This window comes from Arthrobacter sp. BL-252-APC-1A (assembly GCF_009696625.1).
Taxonomy (GTDB): Bacteria; Actinomycetota; Actinomycetes; order Actinomycetales; family Micrococcaceae; genus Arthrobacter_B.
Map to the genome: position 1 here is coordinate 24,013 of NZ_VULS01000013.1, position 23,012 is coordinate 47,024.

At 65.9% G+C, this 23,012-nt stretch carries 24 protein-coding genes; 15 read left to right on the forward strand and 9 right to left on the reverse strand.

Features of this window, described 5'->3' with window-relative positions:
* Positions 1-36: 36 nt before the first annotated feature.
* From FYJ28_RS15845 to FYJ28_RS15860, 4 genes are all read right to left on the reverse strand, one after another.
* Entirely contained in the window at positions 37-642 is a 606-nt protein-coding gene (locus FYJ28_RS15845; protein ID WP_326831768.1) for a class I SAM-dependent methyltransferase, read from the reverse strand.
* 132 nt (positions 643-774) lie between these two features.
* Positions 775-1,182 carry a VOC family protein gene (locus tag FYJ28_RS15850; protein WP_154580004.1) on the reverse strand — a complete coding sequence of 136 codons (408 nt, stop codon included), beginning with the start codon at positions 1,180-1,182 and terminating at the stop codon, positions 775-777.
* Positions 1,183-1,196: 14 nt separating this feature from the next.
* The gene (locus tag FYJ28_RS15855; RefSeq protein WP_154580035.1) at positions 1,197-1,637 is read right to left on the reverse strand and encodes a helix-turn-helix transcriptional regulator; all 441 of its coding nucleotides are present in this window, start codon (positions 1,635-1,637) and stop codon (positions 1,197-1,199) included.
* Positions 1,638-2,318: 681 nt separating this feature from the next.
* Complete coding sequence (locus tag FYJ28_RS15860) at positions 2,319-2,810, reverse strand: hypothetical protein (protein ID WP_055240695.1); 492 nt, start codon at positions 2,808-2,810, stop codon at positions 2,319-2,321.
* 77 nt (positions 2,811-2,887) lie between these two features.
* On the opposite strand from FYJ28_RS15860, the gene FYJ28_RS15865 reads away from it, so the two are divergent.
* Positions 2,888-4,186, forward strand: coding sequence for a hypothetical protein (locus FYJ28_RS15865; RefSeq protein WP_154580005.1), 1,299 nt, complete (start codon positions 2,888-2,890; stop codon positions 4,184-4,186).
* A gap of 19 nt (positions 4,187-4,205) precedes the next feature.
* On the opposite strand, the gene FYJ28_RS15870 is transcribed toward FYJ28_RS15865, so the two are convergent.
* A complete protein-coding gene (locus tag FYJ28_RS15870; protein ID WP_154580006.1) occupies positions 4,206-4,418 on the reverse strand; it encodes a hypothetical protein in 213 nt (70 codons plus the stop codon).
* A gap of 83 nt (positions 4,419-4,501) precedes the next feature.
* On the opposite strand from FYJ28_RS15870, the gene FYJ28_RS15875 reads away from it, so the two are divergent.
* Positions 4,502-5,287 (forward strand): DNA polymerase IV, encoded by a 786-nt coding sequence (locus FYJ28_RS15875; protein ID WP_326831769.1) that lies wholly within the window; start codon positions 4,502-4,504, stop codon positions 5,285-5,287.
* A complete protein-coding gene (locus FYJ28_RS17450) occupies positions 5,224-5,574 on the forward strand; it encodes a DinB/UmuC family translesion DNA polymerase (protein WP_326831770.1) in 351 nt (116 codons plus the stop codon). The genes FYJ28_RS15875 and FYJ28_RS17450 overlap by 64 nt, the downstream gene beginning before the upstream one ends.
* Positions 5,575-5,601: 27 nt before the next feature.
* Here FYJ28_RS17450 and FYJ28_RS15880 read toward each other — a convergent pair whose 3' ends face one another.
* Positions 5,602-6,612, reverse strand: coding sequence for an NADPH:quinone reductase (locus FYJ28_RS15880; RefSeq protein WP_154580007.1), 1,011 nt, complete (start codon positions 6,610-6,612; stop codon positions 5,602-5,604).
* Positions 6,613-6,822: 210 nt separating this feature from the next.
* Between FYJ28_RS15880 and FYJ28_RS15885 the strand changes: the two genes are divergently transcribed.
* From FYJ28_RS15885 to FYJ28_RS15890, 4 genes are all read left to right on the forward strand, one after another.
* Positions 6,823-8,391, forward strand: coding sequence for an LTA synthase family protein (locus FYJ28_RS15885; RefSeq protein WP_326831771.1), 1,569 nt, complete (start codon positions 6,823-6,825; stop codon positions 8,389-8,391).
* A gap of 197 nt (positions 8,392-8,588) precedes the next feature.
* On the forward strand, positions 8,589-8,714 hold the full coding sequence (locus FYJ28_RS17565; RefSeq protein WP_268235039.1) for a hypothetical protein: 126 nt from the start codon (positions 8,589-8,591) through the stop codon (positions 8,712-8,714).
* A 142-nt stretch (positions 8,715-8,856) separates the two neighbouring features.
* Complete coding sequence (locus tag FYJ28_RS17165; RefSeq protein WP_195840706.1) at positions 8,857-9,003, forward strand: hypothetical protein; 147 nt, start codon at positions 8,857-8,859, stop codon at positions 9,001-9,003.
* Positions 9,000-10,157 (forward strand): N(5)-(carboxyethyl)ornithine synthase, encoded by a 1,158-nt coding sequence (locus FYJ28_RS15890; RefSeq protein ID WP_326831772.1) that lies wholly within the window; start codon positions 9,000-9,002, stop codon positions 10,155-10,157. The genes FYJ28_RS17165 and FYJ28_RS15890 overlap by 4 nt, the downstream gene beginning before the upstream one ends.
* Before the next feature lie 12 nt (positions 10,158-10,169).
* Here the strand turns inward: FYJ28_RS15890 and FYJ28_RS15895 are convergent, their stop codons facing one another.
* Positions 10,170-11,108, reverse strand: coding sequence for an MFS transporter (locus FYJ28_RS15895; RefSeq protein ID WP_154580008.1), 939 nt, complete (start codon positions 11,106-11,108; stop codon positions 10,170-10,172).
* 87 nt (positions 11,109-11,195) lie between these two features.
* Here FYJ28_RS15895 and FYJ28_RS15900 point away from each other — a divergent pair, with 87 nt between their 5' ends.
* The 6 genes from FYJ28_RS15900 (at position 11,196) to FYJ28_RS17660 (ending at position 18,633) form a co-directional block, all read left to right on the forward strand.
* The gene (locus FYJ28_RS15900; protein ID WP_154580009.1) at positions 11,196-12,476 is read left to right on the forward strand and encodes an ArgE/DapE family deacylase; all 1,281 of its coding nucleotides are present in this window, start codon (positions 11,196-11,198) and stop codon (positions 12,474-12,476) included.
* A 262-nt stretch (positions 12,477-12,738) separates the two neighbouring features.
* Entirely contained in the window at positions 12,739-14,337 is a 1,599-nt protein-coding gene (mdlC, locus tag FYJ28_RS15905) for a benzoylformate decarboxylase (RefSeq protein ID WP_154580010.1), read from the forward strand.
* A gap of 80 nt (positions 14,338-14,417) precedes the next feature.
* Complete coding sequence (locus FYJ28_RS15910) at positions 14,418-15,899, forward strand: benzaldehyde dehydrogenase (protein ID WP_154580011.1); 1,482 nt, start codon at positions 14,418-14,420, stop codon at positions 15,897-15,899.
* A gap of 150 nt (positions 15,900-16,049) precedes the next feature.
* On the forward strand, positions 16,050-16,655 hold the full coding sequence (locus tag FYJ28_RS15915) for a TetR/AcrR family transcriptional regulator (RefSeq protein ID WP_154580012.1): 606 nt from the start codon (positions 16,050-16,052) through the stop codon (positions 16,653-16,655).
* Between the two features lies 1 nt (position 16,656).
* The gene (locus FYJ28_RS15920) at positions 16,657-17,451 is read left to right on the forward strand and encodes an NAD(P)H-dependent oxidoreductase (protein WP_326831773.1); all 795 of its coding nucleotides are present in this window, start codon (positions 16,657-16,659) and stop codon (positions 17,449-17,451) included.
* Positions 17,452-18,342: 891 nt separating this feature from the next.
* Positions 18,343-18,633, forward strand: coding sequence for a pentapeptide repeat-containing protein (locus tag FYJ28_RS17660; protein WP_326831777.1), 291 nt, complete (start codon positions 18,343-18,345; stop codon positions 18,631-18,633).
* Here the strand turns inward: FYJ28_RS17660 and FYJ28_RS15930 are convergent.
* Positions 18,617-19,408: an SDR family NAD(P)-dependent oxidoreductase gene (locus tag FYJ28_RS15930; protein ID WP_154580014.1), complete on the reverse strand. Its 792-nt coding sequence runs from the start codon at positions 19,406-19,408 to the stop codon at positions 18,617-18,619. The two genes, FYJ28_RS17660 and FYJ28_RS15930, sit on opposite strands and share 17 nt — an antisense overlap.
* Positions 19,409-19,539: 131 nt before the next feature.
* Between FYJ28_RS15930 and FYJ28_RS17455 the strand changes: the two genes are divergently transcribed.
* Positions 19,540-20,499, forward strand: coding sequence for an AfsR/SARP family transcriptional regulator (locus tag FYJ28_RS17455; protein ID WP_326831774.1), 960 nt, complete (start codon positions 19,540-19,542; stop codon positions 20,497-20,499).
* A 922-nt stretch (positions 20,500-21,421) separates the two neighbouring features.
* On the opposite strand, the gene FYJ28_RS15940 is transcribed toward FYJ28_RS17455, so the two are convergent.
* Positions 21,422-21,889, reverse strand: coding sequence for a VOC family protein (locus FYJ28_RS15940; protein WP_055240681.1), 468 nt, complete (start codon positions 21,887-21,889; stop codon positions 21,422-21,424).
* A gap of 99 nt (positions 21,890-21,988) precedes the next feature.
* Here FYJ28_RS15940 and FYJ28_RS15945 point away from each other — a divergent pair, with 99 nt between their 5' ends.
* Positions 21,989-23,008, forward strand: a complete 1,020-nt coding sequence (locus tag FYJ28_RS15945; RefSeq protein ID WP_154580015.1) for a helix-turn-helix transcriptional regulator — start codon at positions 21,989-21,991, stop codon at positions 23,006-23,008.
* Positions 23,009-23,012: the final 4 nt, after the last annotated feature.

Genomic DNA, 23,012 nt, shown 5'->3' on the forward strand with positions numbered 1-23,012 from the left:
CCACGGCCGTCCCGGACCCTCGGAGGCGCCTATGGATCAGCGACGGCCCAGCACAGCGACCAGGAAGTCGGATTCAACGTCGAACGGGCGCAGGTCCCACGTGGAGAACTTCTGCTGCACCGTCAGGCCTACGGAGGAAGCATCTTCGAAGAACGTGCCGAAGTCGTAGCCGCGTCCGGCACCGAAGCCGACGACGATCCGCCCGTTTGGCGCCAGATGCTGCTTCATGTGTTCCAGGGCGTCCGGCGCGGTGCCCGGAGCCAGGAACGCCATGACGTTTCCGGCGCTGACGATCAGGTCGAACGGCGCGGAGATTCCCTGCGCGGGCAGGTCCAGCTCGGTGAGGTCCATGGTGAACCAGGGCAGGTCCGGGAAGTCCTTCTTCGCGGCGGCAATCAGTTCGGGGTCAACATCAACGCCGACGACGTCGTGTCCCCGCCGCGCGAGTTCTCCGCCCACACGGCCCGGGCCGCATCCGGCGTCGAGGATCCGGGCGCCGCGCGGCAGCATCGCGTCCACCAACCGGGCTTCACCGGCGAGGTCGGCGCCGTCTTCGCGCATCTTTTCGAAGCGTTCGATGTACCAGGCTGAATGCTCCGGGTTCTGGCGTTTTTTGGCTTCCCACAGGGTTTCTTTGCGCACCCCTCCAGCCTACGGGTCCCGGCACTGGGGTGCCGGCCAGCAGAGCGCGGTGCCTGAAGGACCCGCCCAGCGCGCAGCTGCCTGACCGTACCGTGCCGCCGCAGCCCCGGCGGACGGCGGCCTGGTGAGTGCCTAGACGCCGTTAATGCGGATCTGGTTGCCGGCGGGGTCGCGGAAGGCACAGTCGCGGATGCCGTAGGGCTGATCGGTGGGTTCCTGGATCACCTCGGCGCCGGCGGACATCACGCTGTCGAAGGCCGCATCGACGTCGGAGGAGGACAGGACCAGGGTGGCAAAAGTCCCCTTGGCCATCATCTCGGCGATCATGCGGGACTCTTCGTCCGTTATTGCCGGGTCCGCCGTCGGCGGATAGAGCACCACGGAGACTTCCGGCTGGTCCGGCGGGCCTACGGTGATCCACCGCATTCCCTCGTAGCCGACGTCGTTCCGCACCTCGAAGCCTAAGGCGTCACGGTAGAAGGCGAGCGACTCGTCCGGATCGGTCTGAGGCAGGAAACTGTTCTGGATGTTCAGGTTCATACGGGGAACGCTAGCTACCGTTCCGCGGCGTGCGCTTCTCGATTCCTGACCGGTTTGGACACGTTTTTTGCCACGCAGGACGGAATGCCTTTGGTTGCGTCCGCCTGCTCGCGACGATAGGTGCTCGGCGGGACGCCAACCAGTTCGGTGAAGCGGGTGCTGAAGGTACCAAGCGAGGAACAGCCGACGGCGAAACACACCTCGGTGACGGACAGGTCCCCGCGGCGCAGCAGCGCCATGGCCCGTTCGATCCGACGGGTCATCAGATAGGAATAGGGTGCTTCGCCAAAAGCCCGCTTGAACTCGCGGCTCAGGTGGCCGGAGGACATGTGGGCATCGCGTGCGAGCGCGTCGACGTTGAGCGGCTGCGCGTATTCCCGGTCGATCCGGTCCCGTACCCGGCGCAGGACGGCCAGGTCTCGCAGTCGATGTTCGGTAGCTCCGCGGCTGGACATGCCGTCACGGTAGCGGCGGGTTGTGTCTGGCACCAGACGGATCCCCAAAGTCGAGCGTCCTGGTCCGGCAGTGCGGTCGGTCGTTGTTTCATGCGCTGCGGGACATCACCGCTGTTTTGCACCGGCTCAGTCATATTTCCCTCCTCTGCGGGACACCCCTGCCGATTTTGGCGCCAGCCCTAGAGGGCTGCCCTCCGCGGCCGGCCAGTCCGTGTCCGTTTCCCTGCGAAATGGGACACCCCTGCGGTTTGGGCACCGGCCCACTCATATTTCCCTCCGTTGCGGGACATCCCTGCCATGTTGGGACCTGAGAAGGCCTGTATTCCCTCCGTTGCGGGACATCCCTGCCGGTTTGGGTCTTCCCTGCGCGGCGCCGTGTCAGGAATGTCCCCAAACGGCAGGGAAAAACACAAAGCGCAGGAAAACCACCCGGGCCATTTGCAGCACCCGCCGCAACGCTGGCCACTTGGCAGGGACGGCCTCCTGGCAGGGCCATCTGGCGACCCCAGCCGTTCGGCAGCACCCCCCCAAACAGGCGCAGCACCGTCATCTGGCAGGGCCGGCGGTTCGACAGCCTCAGCCACACAGGCGCAGGGCCCGCAGGGCCATATGGCAGAGCCGGCCATTGGACAGCATCCGCCAGGCAGAAGCAGCACCGGCGCTGTTCGTTCGGGAGGCCGCTTACCCGGCAGGCGGAAGGGCGGGCTTCCTTCTCCACCGGAACAGGAGATGCAGCAGCCCGACGAAGAGGGCATTCCCGGCAAGGGTCCCGACGGCGACCAGCACCGCACCGATTGCCCACAGCCCGGAGTCATCCGTCAGTGCAGCGCTCAGGATCCATGACGCCGTGAACGCCGCAGGCATGATCAGGATGACGGCGGACGGCTTCAGCACCTCCGTGCCGAGCCAGGCGAGGAACGCCCAGGAAATAAGGCAGGACCGGACCTGCCACCACTCATACGGCCCGGACGACGAACCGGTTACCGGATCAATGTCCCGCTGGGTGTCCCACCCGAACCAGCCCCACCAGAGTCCGGCGCTGAGCACGGCGAGGGCAATCATCGCCAGGGCCGTTCGACGGCGGCTCCTGCCGACCGAGTCCATCCGGTCCTGCCACTTCGAGCCGGGAGCAGCTTCGGTCTGCGCCTTTGCCTGAGACTGCTCAATGTCCATCTTCTGCCTGCTCTCTCGCCCGCCCCATCGTGGGGTGTTCCTTTCCAAACTACCTAGCCGCAGGTATGTTCAGCGCCATGGGCGATCCTTTTCTGTCATTCTCCGAGGCATGGTCGCAACGTGCTGAACGTCTGGGCGGGCACGCGGGGCCCTCCTGGGCACCGGTATGCGCAGCCGTGGCCTTGGCAGCCTTCCTCACCTCCACTGCCCTGGTCATGACGGGTGCCCTGCTTTGGCCCGGCGCTGAAATCTTCCAGCTCATCGCTTCGGTGTTCCTCGGCCCGCTCGCCTTGACCTTCGCCGTCCTGGTGCTGTGGTTCCGTTCCGGCGGAATATCCGCTCCGGCGGCGTTGGTCACCGCGGTGCTGACAATTCCTGCCCTGGCGCTGGCTGCCCTGGCACTGGCCAGCTGGTCAGCCGGTTTTGCGGTCGCGGATGCCGGCGGAGTGTTCACCTGGTTCGAAGCCTCATCCGTGCCGCTCGGCGGCGCAGCATGGATCGCCGGAACGGCAGCCCTCAGCCCTCCTGTAAGTTGCCTGCTGCGGCTTCGATCCGACTACGCCCGCACTGCAAAGATTGTCCTGCTCGCGGCCGTGGCGGCACTCGCACTGGGACTCCTTTATGTCACGGTGCTTCCCGCCGGACCGCTCGCCGCCGCTGCAGTACTCTTCCTCGCGCTTCGGTCAGGCCAGGACAAGGAAGGCCAGGCCAGGGAGAGCCAGGCCAAGGAGAGCCATGGACCGGACGCGCACCGCACGGAGGGTGCAGTCCAGGGCAGTAATTCGCAGGATCTCCTTCACCCCGTGGCGGCACGGCCCGAACCGGTTCCGGTATCCCGCGCCGTGCGGACCTCCGTAGCCGGGATCGCGGCGGCCACCCTCCTCATTGGGCTGCTGAGCGCATGGTTCGCCCAGTTTGGCAGCGGCACGTCCCTGGCAGGGAATTCAACGGAAGCCATGAACCTGGGTCTGGCCGCCGGTGCCCTCAACGCCATTCCGGTAGTCCTGGCCCTGGGCATGGTCCTCGTTCCGCGTTTCGGCCGGGTCCTTACGGGGTCGGCGGTGCTGGCGAGCGCTGGCCTCGCCACGGAGTCCGCGGCCCAGCTGGCCGGCGCCGGGCATCCGGTCCAGTGGCCGCTGACCGTGGCTGCGGGACTTCTGCTCGGCGTCGCGCTCGTGTTGCCGTTTGCACGGCTCATACCGGGTTCGATGGCGGTTCGCGTCTGCGCGACCGCGGCAGCTGGACTGGCTGCAGCATTTGTGGGCCTGAACGTTGTGGCTGCTGCGGGCTTTATCGCACCCATAGTGGCGGGGGCGCTGCTGGTCTGGTGTTTCGCTCGGCCTTCGCAGAGCCCGGCTGTCCTTCAGGGCGCATAATACCCACGCCGAAAGCGTCTCAGGCACTCTCCCGCGTTTGCTCCCGCCGGAAACTCCACCACTGATACAGACCGTAGACGCCGATGGAAAACAGAAATATCACGGCGATTGTCCTCCACCAGGTGAAGGGGTCGAAGACGCCAAACAGCACGGCCAGAAGAATGGTCGAAACGCTCATCAGCGGATGTGGGATCCGGTCTTCCTTCCCGGACGGGCGGCCGCCGTTTCGCATAGTCTGTCCTCCCCGTCGGCAACGTTCGGACCACCCTACGCCACCCGGTGACCACGGAGCTGTTCTAAGGCACACTAGGTCGCGTGAGCTCAATTCCCTGGGTACTGCACGTTGACCTCGACCAGTTCATCGCCGCGGTCGAGGTACTGCGGCGCCCTGAGCTGGCCGGCAAACCGATCATCGTCGGCGGCCGCGGCGATCCCACCGAGCGGGCCGTGGTCTCCACCGCGTCCTATGAAGCCCGCGCCTTCGGAGTCGGTTCCGGCATGCCGCTGCGCATCGCGGCCCGCAAAGTGCCCGACGCCGTCCTGCTCCCGGTGGATGCCGAAGCCTACCTCGCGGCGTCGGACGAGGTGATGGCCACCCTGCGCGCCCAGCCCGGCGCCGTCGTGCAGGTCCTTGGCTGGGACGAAGCGTTCGTTGGCGTCAATACAGAGGACCCGGAAGCCTATGCCCGGCAGCTCCAGGCCGCCGTGCTTGAACGGACGCAGCTGCACTGCAGCGTGGGCGTGGGCGACACCCTTGTCCGGGCCAAGAACGCCACCGACTTCGGGAAACCTGCCGGCGTCTTCCGGCTCACGGCAGAGAACTGGCTCACCGTGATGGGAGCCAAACCCACGAAGGAACTGTGGGGCGTTGGCAACAAGATCTCCGCCAGGCTGGCGAAGCTCGGGATCAAGACCGTCGATGAGCTGGCAGCGGCTGACCCGCAGTCGCTGGTCCCGGAGTTTGGGCCGAAAATGGCCCCTGGTATGCCTCGCTTGGACGTGGGGACGGCTCCAGTACCGTCGATGACACACCGTGGGTGGCGCGCGGCCACAGCCGCGAGACCACATTCCAGACCAACCTCACCGAGCCGGACCAGGTGAACGACGCCGTTTCACAGCTGGCTGCCGAGGTCCTGAAGGACGTGGAAGCCGAGGGGAGGCCGGTTATTGGCCTAACCCTGAAGGTCCGCTACGCCCCTTTCACCACCAAGACCCACGCCCGCAAAATCCCCGAGACCTTCGACCGGGGAGACGTGCTGGCGCGGGCGCTGGATCTGGCAGGGAATATTGAGCCGGGCCGCCCCATCCGTCTGCTGGGCCTGCGGGCGGAAATGACAATGCCCGACGACGCCCGGCAGGGACACACGCCTACACGCGGCGGGTGGTGAAGCCCGCCGCGCGCCGGAAGCAGTAGGTCAGTCCCCTACTTGGATCAGGATCTTGCCGGTGGTGCCGTTCTCCACCGCATCGTGGGCGGCGGCGGTTTCCTCCAGCGGGAACCAGGTCAGTGGAAGGCCCGCTTCCTCACCCACCGGAAGTGCGCCGTCCTGCAGTGCAGCGGTGATGTCTTCCACCGCGGCCAGATGTGCCGCTTCGCCAACCGTGTAGACGAGCACACCCTGCCAGCGGACGTTCTTGGCGAAGCTGGCCACGATCGGCACGGTGAATGCCTCGCCGTTGTTGTTCGCGTAGTAGGCGACGCTGCCGTGGTTGGCGATCACCTCGACGTCGAGTGCCGCGTTCTGCGCCGGCGAGACCTCCACGATGTGGTCGACGCCGTCGGGCGCGATTTCGCGGATACGGTCGGCTTCCGCTTCGTCAGGGTAGCGGACGATGTGGTGGGCTCCGGCGGCGCGGGCCAGCTCCGCCTTCTCGTCGCTGCTGACCGTGGCAATTACAGTGGCCCCGGCCCAAACGGCCAGCTGAATAGCAGCATGGCCAACGGCCCCGGCTCCGCCCTGGACCAGCACGGTCCGGTCGGCGAGGGCTCCGGGTGCCAGCCGGAGGGGACCGGCTTCATGCACGGTGAGGGCGCGGTGCGCGGTCATGGCCGGTACACCCAGGCTGGCAGCGACGTCGAACCCAATACCTTCCGGCAGCGGAACCGCGCGCTCGGCGGGAAGGACGGCGAATTCCTGCGCCGTGCCGGTGGGCCGGCCGTGTGCCGCGAGGTACACCCAGACCCGGTCCCCGGGCTGCAGGCCGTCCACCCCCTCGCCGACGGCGTCGATGATGCCGGCGCCGTCCTGGTTCGGCACCACTTCGGGAAAGGGAACACTGCCGGCACGGGCTTTCCAGTCCGTAGGGTTCACCCCGGACACGGCTATGCGGACCCGCACTTCACCGGAACCGGGATCGGCAACCTCACGCTCGGCGAGGGAGAGGACAGAGGACGCTCCGGGCTCGGAGTAGACGATTGCTTTCATAGGGGAATCCAAGCAGAACAGTCTGTGATCCATTCCCCAGAGCAGCGGATCCACACACCCCGGGACCCGATTTCTGTCTGAACGGCAGGTGGCTCACAGCTGAACGATTGTTGAACCAAAGGAAAAAGGGCACTAAGATGCCTTGGACCGAGAACGGCCAATTGTCAAGAGGCTCGGTGAAATCCCCGAATCAGGAATGTGAGGACTGCTGTGGCTGGACGGCTTAGCTCCGCAACGCGCCGCAGCGCCGCCATTGCGGGCCAGATTCTGGTCTACGTCCTGCTCTGGGCCGGCCTGGTGATGCTGGGCGCCGCCGGCGTCATCCACTTCAACTGGGGCCGGATCTCCGTAGGCCAGATGCTCCTGAACCTGATGTCCGTGGAACCTGACGGCGGGGGCGGATCAATTGTCTGGACCGCCATCCTCTGGATCGGCGTTGTCCCCGTAGTCATCACCCTGGCGGCATTCCTCTGGCAGCGGCACCGCCGCCGCAGCCGCCGGGTAAACGGCGGTCATCTGCACGCCCCGCGTCCGAATTGGATCGTGCGTGTTGTGGCCACATTCCTGGTCTCCGCCGTTGTGGTCGGCGGCACCACCGCGTTCGCCACCACGGTCAGCCTCCCGGATTACATCAAGGCAGCCACCTCCAAGTACGACGTCGGCGGCTACTACGCGAAACCGTCCGTTAGCGCCGGGGAAAACAAGCGCAACCTAGTGCTGGTCTACCTGGAGTCCGGCGAACAGACTCTGGCCGATGACGAGCTGTTCGAGAAGGACGCTTTTGTCCCCCTGAAGGAAGCCACCACTGCCGACAAGGGCTGGCAGACCATCGAGGACTTCCAGCAGTACAAGGGCGGCGGCTGGACCATGGCCGGGATCGTCTCCACCCAGTGCGGCATTCCGCTGAAGGGAACCGGACTCGGCGGCGGCAACAGCAGCTCCGGCACGGACGCCCGGAACGTGGGTGACGGCGACGTGGACACCTACCTGGGCGGTACCACCTGCCTGGGCGACATCCTGCAGGACAACGGTTACACCAACGTCTTTATGGGCGGCGCCAGCTCAACCTTTGCTGCCAAGAAGACCTTCCTCACCGGACACGGCTACTCCGAGGTGCTCGGCCTGGCGGACTGGCGGGCCGCGGGCGAGGCCGAAAAAGACTTCCGCCCGGACTGGGGCCTCAGCGACGAGCGCCTGATGGCGAACGCCAAGGACAAGGTCGATGAACTGCACGCCAACGCGGAGCAGACCGGTCAGCCGTTCAACCTCTCCGTCCTCACCCTGGACACACACGAACCCGTGCACATTTACGACTACTGCACCGTGGACACCGAGAACGTGGTCACGTCCGCGTTCCACTGCTCCATGATCCAGGTAGCCGACTTCGTGAACCATATGGAGGCCCAGGGCTACCTGGAAGACACAGCCGTGGTCATCATGGGCGACCACCTCAAGCACATGAGCGCCGGTGATGCCTTCCACGAGCAGCTCGACCACCACGCAAACCGCACCATCTTCAACCGCATCTGGGTCCCGGGCGGTACGGAGACCGAGCCGCGTGCCGGCGTCGACCAGCTGAGCATGTTCCCCACCATCCTCGAAGCCGCGGGCCTCACCGTAAAGGACCGCGAAGCCGGACTGGGCGTCTCCGCCTACTCCTCCGTAATCCCGAAGGACTCCGCGCAGGCCCTGGAACCTGACCTGTACGCGGACCTGCTGGACTCCAATTCCGCGCGTTTCTTCGCCGGAGCCTGGGCCGGCGAAGCGCTGGCACGCTAACACCGCACTGCCCGACGGCGGCGCACGGGTGCCGCCGCTTGGCCGGCGCTGGCTGGCACCGGAGCGGCACCAACCGCCCAAACATCTGCTTACCTCATCTGCCCAAAGGGGTGGTACCGCCCGCAGTCCAGGTGGACCATGGATGTACCGGCCGGGACTTCCCGACGCCCCGGCACCCGATTGGAAGGGGAATCCCCATGGCAGATATCGGTGGCATGGCGGACAAGGCCAAAGAAGCGGCACAGGACAACCCTGAGAAGGTTGACCAGGCCAAGGACAAGATCAAGGACACGGTCGACGGCAACAAGGACGACCAGAAGTAAACACCAGCAGTTCCGGAGCCGGGCCTCCCATGCGGGCGGCCCGGCTTTCTGCTGCCCACTCCCGGCGCCGGTCAACGGCCGCTTGACCCTGCCTGTAGGGTTCGGAGTCAGGAACCTCTTCGGTTCCGTTACAGGAGCGAACATGTCAGACAAGTCCCCGCGCCAATCAGCATCCGCCAAGTCCAGCAAGTCCATCAAGGAAAAGCGTGCCGATAAGAGGGCTGCGGCAGCGTCGCCCAGCCCCGCCGAGAAAGCCACCGGCTCCCAGGCCGCAAGCCGCAAAAAGTGAGCGCCCCTTCGAACGCTCTCACGCTGGGCATTCTCGCCAGCACACGCAAACCAGCTGAGCGGCGGCTGGCAATCCACCCGCTGCATGTTGAGCGGATCGACCCCGGGCTCCGGCAGCGGCTCATCCTCGAAGAAGGTTACGGGGAAACGTTCGGCGTCTCAGATGATTTCCTGAAGCCCCTCGTGGGAGCGATGCTTCCACGCACGCAGCTGCTGGCGGAGGCCGACGTCGTCCTCCTGCCGAAGCCGCAGCCGGAGGACCTGGCCGAGTTCCGGGACGGCCAGACGCTCTGGGGCTGGCCGCACTGCGTGCAGGACCGGTCCGTTACCCAGCTGGCCATCGACAAGAAGCTGACCCTGATTGCCTTTGAGGCGATGAACCACTGGAAAAGCGACGGCGGCTTTGGGCTCCACGTTTTCCACAAGAACAATGAGCTGGCCGGCTACAGTTCCGTGCTCCATGCCCTGGCGCTGACCGGGTCCACTGGCGACTACGGGCGGCGGCTGAGCGCCGTCGTCATCGGTTTCGGTGCCACCGCCCGCGGTGCCGTCACCGCCCTGAACGCCCACGGCATCCACGACGTCCAGGTGCTGACCAACCGCGATGTCGCCGCTGTTGGCTCCCCGATCCACTCGGCGCGGATCATCCAGTTCGACCATGATCCGCAGGCACCGTTCCTCAGTGAAGTCATTACCGAAGACGGCCGGGTGCCGCTGGCCCCGTTCCTCGCCGAAAGCGACATTGTGGTCAACTGCACCCTTCAGGATCCCAACGCACCGCTGACGTACCTGAGTACCGGGGACCTGGCGGCTTTTCGGGCCGGAAGCCTGATCGTGGACGTCTCCTGCGACGAGGGCATGGGCTTCGAGTGGGCAAAATCCACCAGCTTCGCGGAGCCGATGTTTGAGGTCGGGGAGCGCATCAACTACTACGCGGTTGACCACAGTCCGTCCTACCTCTGGAACTCCGCCAGCTGGGAAATCAGTGAGGCGCTGCTTCCGTTCCTGGAGACTGTTCTTTCCGGGCCGGAGGCATGGCAGGGCAATGAGACCATCCGGAAAGCCATCGAAATCCAGGACGGCGTCATCCGGAACAAGGATGTGCTGCAGTTCCAGCAGCGCGGGGCCGCCTACCCGCATTTGCCGCTGGGCTAGGAAAGCACCGGCTCAGGCCGGAGCGCCGCCCGGAAGCCCGGTGCGCTGGTCGGCGAGGATCATGCGCCGGGCGATGATCGATCCGACGAGCGAGATCAGGGCGACGGTCAGCAGCAGGAGGGCGGGACCGATGGAGGACCCGCCCGTCAGGGTGAGGATCCAGGCCGCCAGCGCCGGCATAAAACCGGCAATGATCCCGGCGATGTTCGCCGAGAGTGCAATGCCGGAATAGCGCAGCCGAACCGGGAACAGCTGCGTCAGGGTTGTGCCGAGGGCTGCGTAGGAAATGGATCCCAGGCCCAGGGCCAGGAACATTGCTGCGCTGATCGCCAGTGACTGCCGGGTATCCACGAGCCAGAAAATCGGGAAGGCCGTCACCACGCTGACTGCGTACCCGATGATGAGCATCCTCGACGGGGTGAAGCGGTCAGAGATCTTCCCGATGATCGTCGTGACGATGAGCTGGGCAACAGCACCCCAGGAAATGGACGTCAGGATCACGGTCGCCTCCAGCTCCAGCGTTCCGGTGACGTAGCTGATCATGTATGTGGTGAGCAGGAAGAACCCGGCATTGTTCATCAGGTAGGCGCAGATTCCGACGATTAGCCGGGCCGGAGCCTCGGCAAGCAGCCGCAGGAACGGTACTTTCTCGTGGGCAGCTGCCGTGCCTGACGCGGCCCGGTAGTCGATGGTCTCGTTCACCCGCAGGCGCAGCCAGACGCCCACCCCCACCAGGACGATCGACACCAGGTAGGGAATGCGCCAGCCCCATTCAAGGAACTGCGGTCCGGTCAAAGCGACGACGGCGGCAACGATGAGCGTGGACAGCAGGGTTCCGGTGGGTGAACCAAGCTGCACGACGGCGCCGTAAAAGCCCCGCTTGTGCGCCGGCGCGGATTCGACGGCCATCAGGGTCGCTCCGCCCTTCCCGAATCCGTGCGTGAAATACATGGTTCGTGCTTAGGTTGGCGAACAAATGCACGGGCCCGGGCAGCGCCGGGCACTTCACATCCGGGGACCCTACCGAGAGGCAGAACAATGTTGGAGCCGAATATCCGGCGGCAGATCCTCGATGCCGTCGACACGGCGTTCGAGAAGCAGCTTGCGTTCACCGCCGAACTGGTGGCTGTTCCATCCCTCCGGGGCCAGGAAAGGTCCGCCCAGGACCTGATGTACTCCGCCATGGAGGAACGCGGTTTGGCCATGGACAGGTGGACGCTCGACGTCGATGAGCTGAGTTCCCATCCCGGGTTCGGTCCGGTAACGGTCTCCTATGCGGAAGCGGGCAACGTCGTTGGGACGTATGAACCGGCGGGGCCCGGCGGCCGGTCGCTCATCCTGAATGGACACGTGGACGTGGTGCCCACCGGACCGCTGGAGAACTGGTCCCGGTCGCCATGGGATCCGGCCGTGGTCGACGGGTGGATGCACGGCCGCGGCGCCGGTGACATGAAGGCCGGCCACGCTGCGGCGCTCTTTGCCTTCGACGCCGTTCGTGCCGCCGGTTTCGACCCCGCCGGCCGCATCCATTTCCAGTCCGTGGTTGAGGAGGAAAGCACGGGGAACGGTTCGCTTTCGGCCCTGATGCGCGGCTACACCGCCGACGCGGTGCTCATCCCGGAACCGGAAGAGAACATGCTGGTCCGTGCCAACGTCGGGGTTATCTGGTTCACCGTCCGGGTAGCCGGGCAGCCCACGCACCCGCGGGAAATGGCCAAGGGATTCAACGCTGTTGACGCCGCCTATGCCGTCATCGCCGAACTTCGTGAACTGGAGGAACGCTGGAACGCAGAGCGGGGCAGGCACGAGTACTTTTCCGACCTGGACCATCCGATCAACTTCAACGTGGGCGGCATCGCGGGCGGCGACTGGCCGTCCAGCGTACCTGCGTGGTGCGAGCTGCAGATGCGCGTCTCCATCTACCCCGGACAGGGGGTCGATGAGGCCTGGGCCGAGATTGAAGAGACGCTGCGGTCCGCAGCCAGACGCCCCGAACTGGCCGGGACGGTTCCGGCGGCCCAACGCACCGGGTTCAACGCCGAAGGTTATGTGCTGGAGCCCGGCAGCGACGCCGAACGCACCCTGGCCGAGGCCCACCAGACTGCCTTCGGGACGGACTTGGAGTCGTTCACTACCCCGGGATACCTGGATGCGCGGGTCTTCACCTTGTACGCAGGCATCCCCTCACTGGTCTACGGGCCGCGCAGCGAAGACATCCATGGTTTCGACGAGCGCGTCCACCTCGAGTCCGTGCGCAGGGTGACCAAGTCGATCGCGCTGTTCATTGCCGACTGGTGCGGGGTCTCGCCGCGGGCGTAGCGGCGGCAGGTAACGACTCCTCCGGCACATCGATGCGAGACACTGCGTGACGTTCGGATCTGAACGGTTTTCGCGCGGCATACCGCCGGGCACGTATGATCTGAATCACACTGGCTGCCCTGCTTGATCCGCCGCCTGACTATCCCCTGCAGCCCGCAGCGAGGCAGGCCCGGGGAGGACAACAGGGCTTCAAGTGCCGCATTCGAGGCACAACGACCTTGCGGTGGCGGGCATGACCCGTATCGACGATAGGAGACACATAATGTCGGAGGGTCCGACCGTTCTAGACACCTCAGCTGAGGTATTCCGTGCCCATGGCATGACGACGATTTTTGGCAATCCAGGATCCAATGAGCTGCCGTTCCTGGCCGGCCTGGGCAAGGATTTCGATTTTGTGCTCGGTTTGCATGAGCAGGCTGTGGTGGGAATGGCCGAGGGATACGCCCGCGCCACTGGCAAGCCTGTTTTGGTGAACCTGCATGCGGCGTCGGGCACCGGCAACGCCATGGGAGCACTGACCAATGCCAGGTACGCGAACATCCCCCTGGTGATCCTCGCCGGCCAGCAGGTTCGGCGCACCGTGGGCCAGGAGACGATGCTCGCAAATGTGAATGCGGGCATGCTGACTTACCCGCTGACCAAGTACGCGCACGAGCCCCTTGCCGCCGCCGATGTGCCGCGGACCCTGTCCCAGGCAATCCTGGAGGCCTCAACACAGCCGGCGGGCCCGGTTTACGTGTCGGTTCCGCTGGATGACTGGAACGAGCCGGCCCTTCCTGCCGACAGGCTGCTCACCCAGCGCTCCGTGCGCACCGCGGGAGTGCTGTCGGAGGAAATCGCCGCTGAGCTGGTTTCCGCCGTTGACGGCGCCCGGAGCGTGGCGCTGGTGCTGGGCCCGCAGGTCGATGCAGCTGCCGTCTCCGATTCATCCGTATGGGACGCGGTGATAGAGCTGGCAGAGCACACCGACGCCAGCGTCTATGTTGCCCCGTCACCTGCCCGCGGCCCGTTCCCGACCACGCATGCAAACTTCGCCGGAGTGATCGTCCCCGGTATCGACTCGGTTCGCCGGCGGCTTTCGGAGCATGACCTGGTGCTGGTGGTGGGCGCACCCGTGTTCCGGTATCACCGATGGGAGCCGGCGGAATACCTGGAGGAAGGAACCCAGGTTTGGCAGCTGACCCAGGATCCGTCAGAGGCGACGCGGGCTCCGTTCGGCACTGCCGTCGTCGCCGATGTGGCCCGGGCCATCACTACGCTGGCAAAGCGTGTGACTGACCGCGGTGTCCGCCGCCCCGAACGCGAGCTGCCGCAGGCCAAGACCTCCGCTGAAGGGATGACAGGCACCGAAATCCTTGAAGTGCTGAATGAACATGTCACCGAGCAGGTCGTCTACATCAACGAGACGACAACCTTGGACCTGGACTACCTGGAACGGATCTGCATCGACAAACCGGGCCGCTACCACTTCCCCGCGTCGGGTGGCCTGGGCTTCGGGCTGCCGGCCGCCGTCGGCTTCTCGCTGGGAGACCCGGGGGCAACTGTGGTGGCCACGGTGGGAGACGGGTCAGCCAACTACGGCATCACCGCCCTGTACACAGCGGCCCAGCGGCAGACCCGTACCGTCTTCGTCATCGTCAATAACTCGGGATACGGCGCGTTGGCCGGATTCGCCAAGCGAATGGGCGTGCCCGACGTTCCCGGGCTGACCCTGGGCGGCATCGACTTCGTGGCCCTGGCCCGCGGATACGGTGTCCCCGCCAGCGCAACGACCACCCGGCAGGAATTCGAAGAGGCTTACCGGCAGGCCCTGGCCTCCGAGGGCCCGGTGCTGATCGACGCCCGAATCGTCAATGACTAACCGGACGGCTGGACCGGCACGGTTAGTCATCCACACAGACAGTCAGAACGCGCAACCCACCAACAATGCAAGGGAGCATCATGACCGCCACCGAATCTGAGCAGACCTCCATCCTGAACCCGTCGCTGTGGGACGGAAAAATCTACACCACCGGCTGGACCGCCGGATCTGCAGAACCAATCGAGGTCAAAGAGCCGGCGACTGGTTCTGTTCTGGCCACCGTCGGTATGGCCTCCGCCGCCGACGCATTCGCGGCAGCCACCCGGGCCGCAAAAGCACAAAAGGAATGGGCAGCCACCAAGCCCGAGGATCGTGCCGCGATACTGCGCCGGGCCGGAGATTTCTTCGTCACCCACGCAGCCGAGCTCGGTGAATGGGTTCAGCGCGAGACAGGCGCCATCGGAGCCAAGGCTGCCCTGGAGACGCACGTAGCTGCCAACGAGTGCTTCGATGCCGCCGGCCTGCCGCACCACCCGGCCGGTGACGTACTCACCTCGAATGCCGATCACTGGTCCTTCGCACGGCGCACCCCCGCCGGTGTGGTCGCAGTCATCTCACCGTTCAACTTCCCCCTAATCCTTTCCATCCGCTCCGTTGCTCCCGCACTGGCCCTGGGCAACACCGTCATCCTCAAGCCGGACCCGCGGACTCCGGTTTCCGGCGGCGTGATGATCATGCGCGCCTTCGAAGAGGCGGGGCTCCCGGCCGGCGTCCTGCAGCTGCTCAACGGCGGCGCGGAGACGGGCGCGGCACTGACGGAGGCACCGGAAGTCCGCATCATCTCCTTCACCGGTTCAACCGCCGCCGGCCGCAAGGTGGGCGAGGCTGCCGGACGCAATCTCAAGCGTGCCCATCTGGAACTTGGCGGCAACAACGCCCTGATCGTCCTGCCGGGAGCCGACCTGGCCAAGGCTGCCAGTGCCGGTGCGTTCGGTTCCTTCCTTCACCAGGGCCAGATCTGCATGACGGCAGGACGGCATTTGGTCCACGAATCGCTCACGAACGACTACGTTTCTGCCCTTCGCGAGAAGGCAGAGCACCTGCCCGTCGGTGACCCGATGAGCGGGCAGGTTGCACTTGGCCCGATCATCGACGACCGCCAGCGGGACAACATCCACCGGATTGTGGAGGAAGCGAAGGCGGCGGGTGCCACGGTTGAGGCCGGGGGAACCTACGACAACCTGTTCTACTCCCCCACCGTGCTCACCGGCCTGGACAAGGAAAACCCTGCCTGGGCCGAGGAAATCTTCGGTCCGGTGGCGCCCGTGATGGCCTTTTCCACGTTGGAGGAGGCAGCCGAAATCGTGAACTCGTCAGAGTACGGCCTGTCGGTAAGCATCCTCGGTGACGTCGGTGAGGCCATGAAGCTCGCGGACATGGTCCACTCGGGCAAGGTCCACATCAACGAGCAGACCGTCATGGACGAATCCAATGCCCCGTTCGGCGGTGTCGGCGCTTCAGGGACAGGTTCCCGGTTCGGTGGATACACCGCCAACATCGAGGCCTTCACCGAGACCCAGTGGCTCACCGTGCGTCCGGACATTGCGCCGTACCCGTTCTAAACTCAACCGGTATTTTGGTGGCCGCGGTCGGAGCAATCCGCCCGCGGCCATTAGCTTGTTGGCTGTCAGCCATAATGCGGCCACCCCTGGACACTCCCGGTTACCAACGGTAAGTTGCCACTAGTAAGTTACCGATTCCCGGGAGCCAGCATGAGCGAAGTGTCCAGCGCAGCACCACGACGGCGCCTTTCCAAGCAGGAGCGCCGTACCCAGCTGTTGGAAGTGGCCCGCGTACTGATCCGCGACGCCGGGACCGACGAATTCACCCTCGGGCGGCTAGCCGAACGCGCCGGCGTGACTAAGCCCCTGGTTTACGACCACTTCGGCGACCGGGCCGGAGTCTTCGCCGAGCTGTACCGCGAGTTCGAGGAACAGCAGCGCAAGACACTGGCTGCTGCCCTCGCGGATGCGGAGCCTGAGCTTTCCGTGGTGGCGGGGCTGGTCGCCGGCGCCTACATCGACTGCTGCCTTGCCGAAGGCAGGGAGCTGGCCGACGTCGTTGCCGCCCTGGCGGGTTTCTCCACCCTGGGCGGAGTTCGGCAGGAAGCCGAGGATGCCTACCTGGCCATGTGCCGGACGGCGCTGGAACCGTTCACGGGACCGCTCGGCCTCGCCGGGCTCCAGGCCGTCACCGGTGCCGGAGACGCCCTGGCCCGGACCGCACTTGACGGCAGAATCAGTGCCGCCCAGGCCCGCAGCACACTCACCACGGTTGTTCTCGCCGTCGTCGGCGGCAACGGCTTCAAGGAGGACTGACGTGCCAATCACCCATCCCCCGACGCCGGGCAACGTACTGTGGGTAACCGCCCATCCCCGCGCCGCGTCCCTCAACGGACGGCTGTTCCTTGAGGGGGTTGACGCGCTGTCGACCCGCTACCAGGTGGCGACGTCGGACCTCTATGCCCAGGGATTTAACCCCGTTCTGGGCGACGGCGATCTCGGCGACCTTGCGGGCGTACCGGGCAACCTCGCAGTCCAGGCCGGGGAATCCTATGCCGCCGGCCAGCTGCCGGCTGACGTGCAGGCGGAGCAGGCCAAGCTCGCCGCGGCGGAGCTGCTCGTCCTGCAGTTCCCGCTCTGGTGGTACGGCCCCCCGGCGATCCTGAAGGGCTGGTTCGACCGCGTGCTCACCGACCAGTTCGCCTACGGGGACCTGGATCCGGAGCTTGGTGTTCCTCGGCGTTACGGCGACGGCGGACTGGCCGGGCGCCGGGCGCTCGTCATCGTGACGGCCGGGGAAGACGAACGGTCGATTGGCCCCCGCGGCATCAGCGGCGACCTTGACTCCCTGCTCTTCCCTCTTACCCACGGGGTGCTCTGGTACACGGGGATCGAGGTACTGGACCTGCATGTGGTGTACGACGCCGATGCCCTGGATTCCACGCAGGTGGACCAGGAGGTGAAGCGGCTGCGGGAGCGGCTGGATTCACTGGACAAAGAGGCTCCCCACCGGTTCCGGAGCCTGCGCGACGGCGATTACCGCAGCACCCGTGCCCTGCAGTCGGACATCCTGCCCGGCCGCACCGATTTGGGGATTCATCTGGCGGACTAACCCGCTGCCGAGCGCCACGGCTGATCCGTTCAACACGGGGACGAATCCATCGGAGTCCTTGCGCTTCCCCGGGACGGGCTGACGGGCAGCCGGACTGATGCTAGATTTCTCCGCAGTGACATTCTTACTTTCTCTGTGAACCAGAGTCGATGCAGCGGTTCCCGTCCGCTTCCATTCGGAGCGGTGATTCTGTGCGCCCTTCAGGGGAGCTCCTCCATGAGTTCCCCTGGCACCCGGACCCTCACCGAACCCATCCAGAGAAGACCACATGCCCGTCACATCGAACGACCCCACCACGCCTTTCTCACCTGCCACTGACCGGGAATCACTGCGCCCTGATTGCGGCAACTGTTTCGCGCTCTGCTGTACCGCACTGGGTTTTCCCGCACTGCGGATTTCGCTATCGACAAACCCGCAGGAACTCCTTGCCGGAACCTTGGTCCCGACTTCTCATGCACCATCCATGACAGCCTGACTCCGCGGGGCTTTCGTGGATGCATCACCTTCGACTGCTTCGGTGCCGGCCAATATGTAGCCCAAGACCTCTTCCACGGAATCAGTTGGAAAGCCAAGCCGGAAACAGCCAAACACATGTTCGCGGCGTTCAAAGTTGTCCGGCAGCTTCATGAAATGCTCTGGTACCTCACGGAAGCGTCCAGCAGAACCTTCGACCCGGACACGGCGCACCTGGTCGACAGCATCAGGATGGAAATTGAGGAGGTGACGGCGGATGCGCGCGGGGTACTTTCCGTCGACCTTAGCGATATGCACGCCCGGGTCCGGGCTGTGCTGATGGAAGTCAGTGAGGAAGTCCGCTCCGCATACCTCGCGACCGGCGACGATCACCTGGACGGCACTCTTGTCCCGGGAGCAGACCTCATGGGCATGCAAATGAAAGGGGCGTCGCTGTGCGGAGCGGATTTGCGCGGGGCGTATTTGATTGCCGCCGATCTTAGAGGCTGCAACCTTTCGGGCACGGACGTCCTCGGAGCTGACTTCAGAGATGCGCGCCTCGAAGGGGCCGATCTCTCTCAAACCCTCTACCTGACGCAGGCGCAGCTGAACTCCGCCAGCGGTAATGCCCAGACGCTCCTGCCCGTCGAACTTGTCCGCCCGTCCCATTGGCTCAGCCGCAGGGACCCGGGCTGCGTCCCGCTTTCCCGAGCTAAAGCATCGCCGTGAGCACACCGCCGTCGACCCGCACCGCAGACCCGTTCGTCGCGGAGGCCAGCGGGCTGGCCAGGAATGTCACCATGGCTGCGATCTCTTCGGGCTCGATGAACCGCTGAAGCAGGGTGGTCTGGTTCGTCCCGATGATCGCCTGTTTCATTTCCGCGGCCGCTAGCCCGGTCTGGGCGGCGAGCGCTTCGACTGTGCCGGCAACGCCGTCGGAATAGGTGGGTCCGCCCAGGACCGAGTTCACCGTTACGCCGGTTCCCTTGGTGAGCTTCGCCAGGCCGTTTCCCAAGGCCAGCATCGCGGCTTTGGACGCGCCGTAATGGATCATGTCAGCCGGTACGTTCACTCCCGATTCGCTGCCGATGAAGACGATGCGGCCCCATCCGCGCTCCAGCATGCCCGGCAGCAGACGTCGGGACAGCAGTGCGCCGCTCAGGGTATTCACCTCGAAATAGCGCCGCCATTCGTCGGCGGAAATGTCCGCGACCGGTTTGAGGTCGAACAGGCCCACGTTGTTGATCAGGATGTCGGTGTCGGAGAGTTCCGTGCAGAGCCGCTCCACCTGGATCGGATCGGAAAAGTCGGCGGCGAGTCCGTCCACCGATGCACCCGGGATCTCCCGCCGCAGTGCCTCGACCGCGGCTGTGACTTTCCCCTGGTCGCGGCCGTTGAGCGTCACGCGCGCTCCCTCACCGGCCAGTGTCTTGGCAATGGCGTAGCCGATTCCCTGCGTGGAACCGCTGATGAACGCCGTTTTGTCTCTAAGCTGCAGATCCATCGTTATCCCTTCCTGGCGCTGGCAAAGCGCGGAGTATGCGGCCGCCGGTTCGTCCTCTGCGGCCCTAGGGTGAGGTTCGCACGGCTGAATCAGCGCCGGATCAGCGGGAGCACGCGAACTAGAATCAGCGGGTGAGCAAGCTTCGAATCCGCGTCCTTGGACCAATCTGCGCGGAGATCGAGCACACCCCGCTCCGGCTCTCGAAGCCGCGCCAGCGCGAGGTCCTGGGGATCCTGGCGGCGGCCCGCGGCAGGTCCGTTTCCACCCAGTACCTCATCGAGGAGTTGTGGGAGGATGCCCCGCCCGGTGCGGTGGGCGCCGTCCGTACCTTCATCGGAGAGCTGCGCCGCATCCTCGAACCGGACCGCCCTGCGCGCACTCCCCCTGCAGTTCTGCTGACTACCGCCGGCGGGTATGCCCTCGCGCCGCAAATGGCCGACGTCGACCTTTGGCGTGCGGAGCATGCAGTCCAGGCCGCTGCCGGGCTGGATTTGGCGGCCCGGAAGGAGTTGCTGGCTTCGGCTCTGGATGAGTGGCGCGGTGCCGCGTTCCAGGAATTCAGCACCCGCCGCTGGGCCAGGGCGGAGCGGGCAAGGACCGCTGAACTCCGCGCCTCTACAGTTGAGCAACTCGCGGAAACCCGGCTGGGCCTGGGCCGCCCCGGGGATGTCCTCACGCTGCTCGATGGTCACGTCAGCGAACATCCCTGGCGTGAGGAAGGCTGGCGGCTGCTTGCCCTGGCGCTCTACCGTTCTGCCCGGCAGGGCGACGCGCTGGCTCTCCTGGCCAAAGCCCGCTCCACCCTGCGGCATGACCTGGGACTGGATCCCGGGCACCGGCTGGCTGACCTTGAACAGCGGATTCTGCGCCAGGATCCGTCGCTGGATTTGGTGCCCGACGGCGGCAGCTCGCTCCTGTGGCAGGCTGTCGCGGCCGCGGGACAAACCGGAAACGGGCGCAGCTTGAAGGAGTGGCATGCCTGCTTCCGGTGCTGGCGGTGTCAGGCTCGGTCCGGCTGGCAGCGGAGCAGCGCCTGGCTGCCATCACCGCCGCGGAGCAGTTCGGTGATCCGGAGCTGGCAGCCCGGGTGATCGGCGGCTTCGAGGTACCGGGGAGCTGGACCCGGTCGGATGATCCGGTTCAGTCGGCCGCGATTGTGGACGCTGCGGTACGGACGCTGAACGTCCTGCCGCCCGGAACCTCGGCCCGGGTACGGGCGCGGCTGCTGGCCACGGTGGCGATGGAATCGCGCGGGACCGCATCCCGGATGGCCGAAGCCCGCGAGGCTGAACAGATCGCCCGGGATTTGAATGATCCGTCCCTGATGTGTTTTGCCCTCAGCGCCCGGTACCAGCAGAGCTTTGAGACTGCCGGGCTGGCGTCCGCACGCGAAGCGCTTGGAGCTGAGATCGTCGCCGTCGCATTGGAGGCGGAGCTGCCAACCTTCGAAATTCAGGGACGACTGCTCCGGATGCAGGCACTGTGTGCCATCGACGATGTCGCCGCTGCGTCTCGGGAAGCTGACCGGATCGACGGCCTCGCGGCCCGGTTCGACCGCTCTTTGGCCACAGTCTTTACCGGCTGGTTCCGGTGGACCTTCACGGACGGTCCGCCGCCGCCTGACGGGACGGAGATGCCGGGCTTCCACACTGGCCTTCCGGCTTTGGCCGAGCTGACCCGTGCCGTCCGGAGTGGCACGGATCTGCCCGACGGCGGCTTCGGGCCGTACGAGCAGTGGGTGCGTCCGCTGCTGCTGGTCCGGGCGGGGCTCCGGGAGGAAGCACGTTCCGCCTTGGACACCCTTCCCGACCCGCCGCGTGATCTGCTGCTGGAAGTGCTGTGGTTCCTTACCGGGCTTGCTGCGGTTGAAAGCCGTCACCGGCCCGCCGGCCGCCGGGCGTCTCGCGCCCTGCTGCCGGCCGCCGGTGAACGTGCTGCCGGCAGCGGTGCCGTGGACGTGGGCCCGGTCCAGCGGCTGATTGATGCTCTGCGACAGCTCACGGGGGATGTGGATCAGCCGTTGTAGGGGGCCTCGACGTCGATCACCCAGGTGACGCCGAAGCGGTCGGTCAGCATGCCGAACCCGGGGCTCCACGCAGAGGCGGCAAAGGGCTCGATGATGTCCGCGCCGTCGGCCAGTCCGTCCCAGAGCGGGGTGACCTCCGCCAGGCTCTGGCCGCGCAGGGACTGAAAAAACGTGCGGTCGGTGACCGTGGTGCCGTTTTCGCGCCGGGTGGTTCCGGCAGTCTCGGTGACGTCGGTGCTGTCCTTGCCGGGGATGTCGTAGGCCATAACGCGGAAGCCGTTCCCGGTTTCCAGCTGTCCGAAGACGATCTTGTCCGCGCCCGGAACCTCCTTTGGCATACCGAAGTCGCCGTAGGTGGCACGGGTGAGGATGCCGCCGAACACCGACTGGTAGAACTCCAGGGCCGGGCCGGCTGTGCCGCGGAAGTTCAGGTGGGTAGTGGTGGTGATGCTCATCGAATCTGTCCTCTCGTTTCAGCACAGTTTGTGCCGTTGAAACCAGCCTGGACCTGGTAGCGGACAGGATGTGTCCTCTTCTGCAGGCATACTCGAAGAATGTCCGGGACCTCAGCACGCATGCTCGCACTGCTTTCACTGCTGCAGTCCCGGCGGGACTGGCCGGGGAAGGTGCTGGCCGAGCGCCTTGACGTGGCCCCGCGGACGGTCCGCCGCGACGTGGACCGGCTCCGCGGGCTCGGCTACTCCATCACTGCGGTCAAAGGCCCGGACGGCGGCTACCGGCTGGCTGCCGGGTCCGACCTGCCGCCCCTCCTGTTCGATGACGAGCAGGCGGTGGCAATCGCCGTCGCACTGCAGACCGCGCCCTCCAGCGGCGTGGATACGGGGGACGCCGCTGACCGCGCACTAACCACAGTGCGGCAGGTGATGCCCTCACGGCTGCGGCACCGGATCGATGCCATCCGCTTTACCGACGCCGGATCCCCTGCACAGGTGGATCCGAGCGTTCTCGAAGCTCTCAGCACCGCAGTTCGGGACCGGCGGATTGTCCGCTTCGACTACGGCGGGAACACCTCGGGCCCGGCCCGCCGTGCGGAGCCGCACGCCGTCGTCGCCCGTAATGGCCGCTGGTACCTGGTGGCCTGGGACCTGGACAAAACGGACTGGCGCATTTTTCGGCTGGACCGGCTGACGCCGAGGTTCCCTGCCGGCGGCACCTTCACCCGGCGCCCTCTTCCGGGCGGGAACGCGGCAGCGTTCCTGGCCGCCCGGCAAAAGGGATCGGAGTCCGACGCCGTGTGGCCGTGTTACGGCGAGTTCCTCCTCGAACTGCCCGCAGCCTCCGTTGCACCGTGGCTAGGGGACGGTGAACTGGAGCCGGTCTCAGACAGCACCTGCCGGGTGCGGGCCGGGTCGTGGTCCTGGGCAGGGCTGATGTCCTGGGTCCTGCGCTTCGACGCTCCTTTCTCTGTACTGGGCCCTGAGGCGTTGATTGATTCCCTCTCCGGCTTCGCGGACCGAATCAGCGCTGCCCGCCCCCGCCCGGGAACTTCCCGCACCTCACACGCCGGGCGTGCTCCCCGCGGTCCGGCAGAACTCCGGCCGCCGGACAGCTAGGATG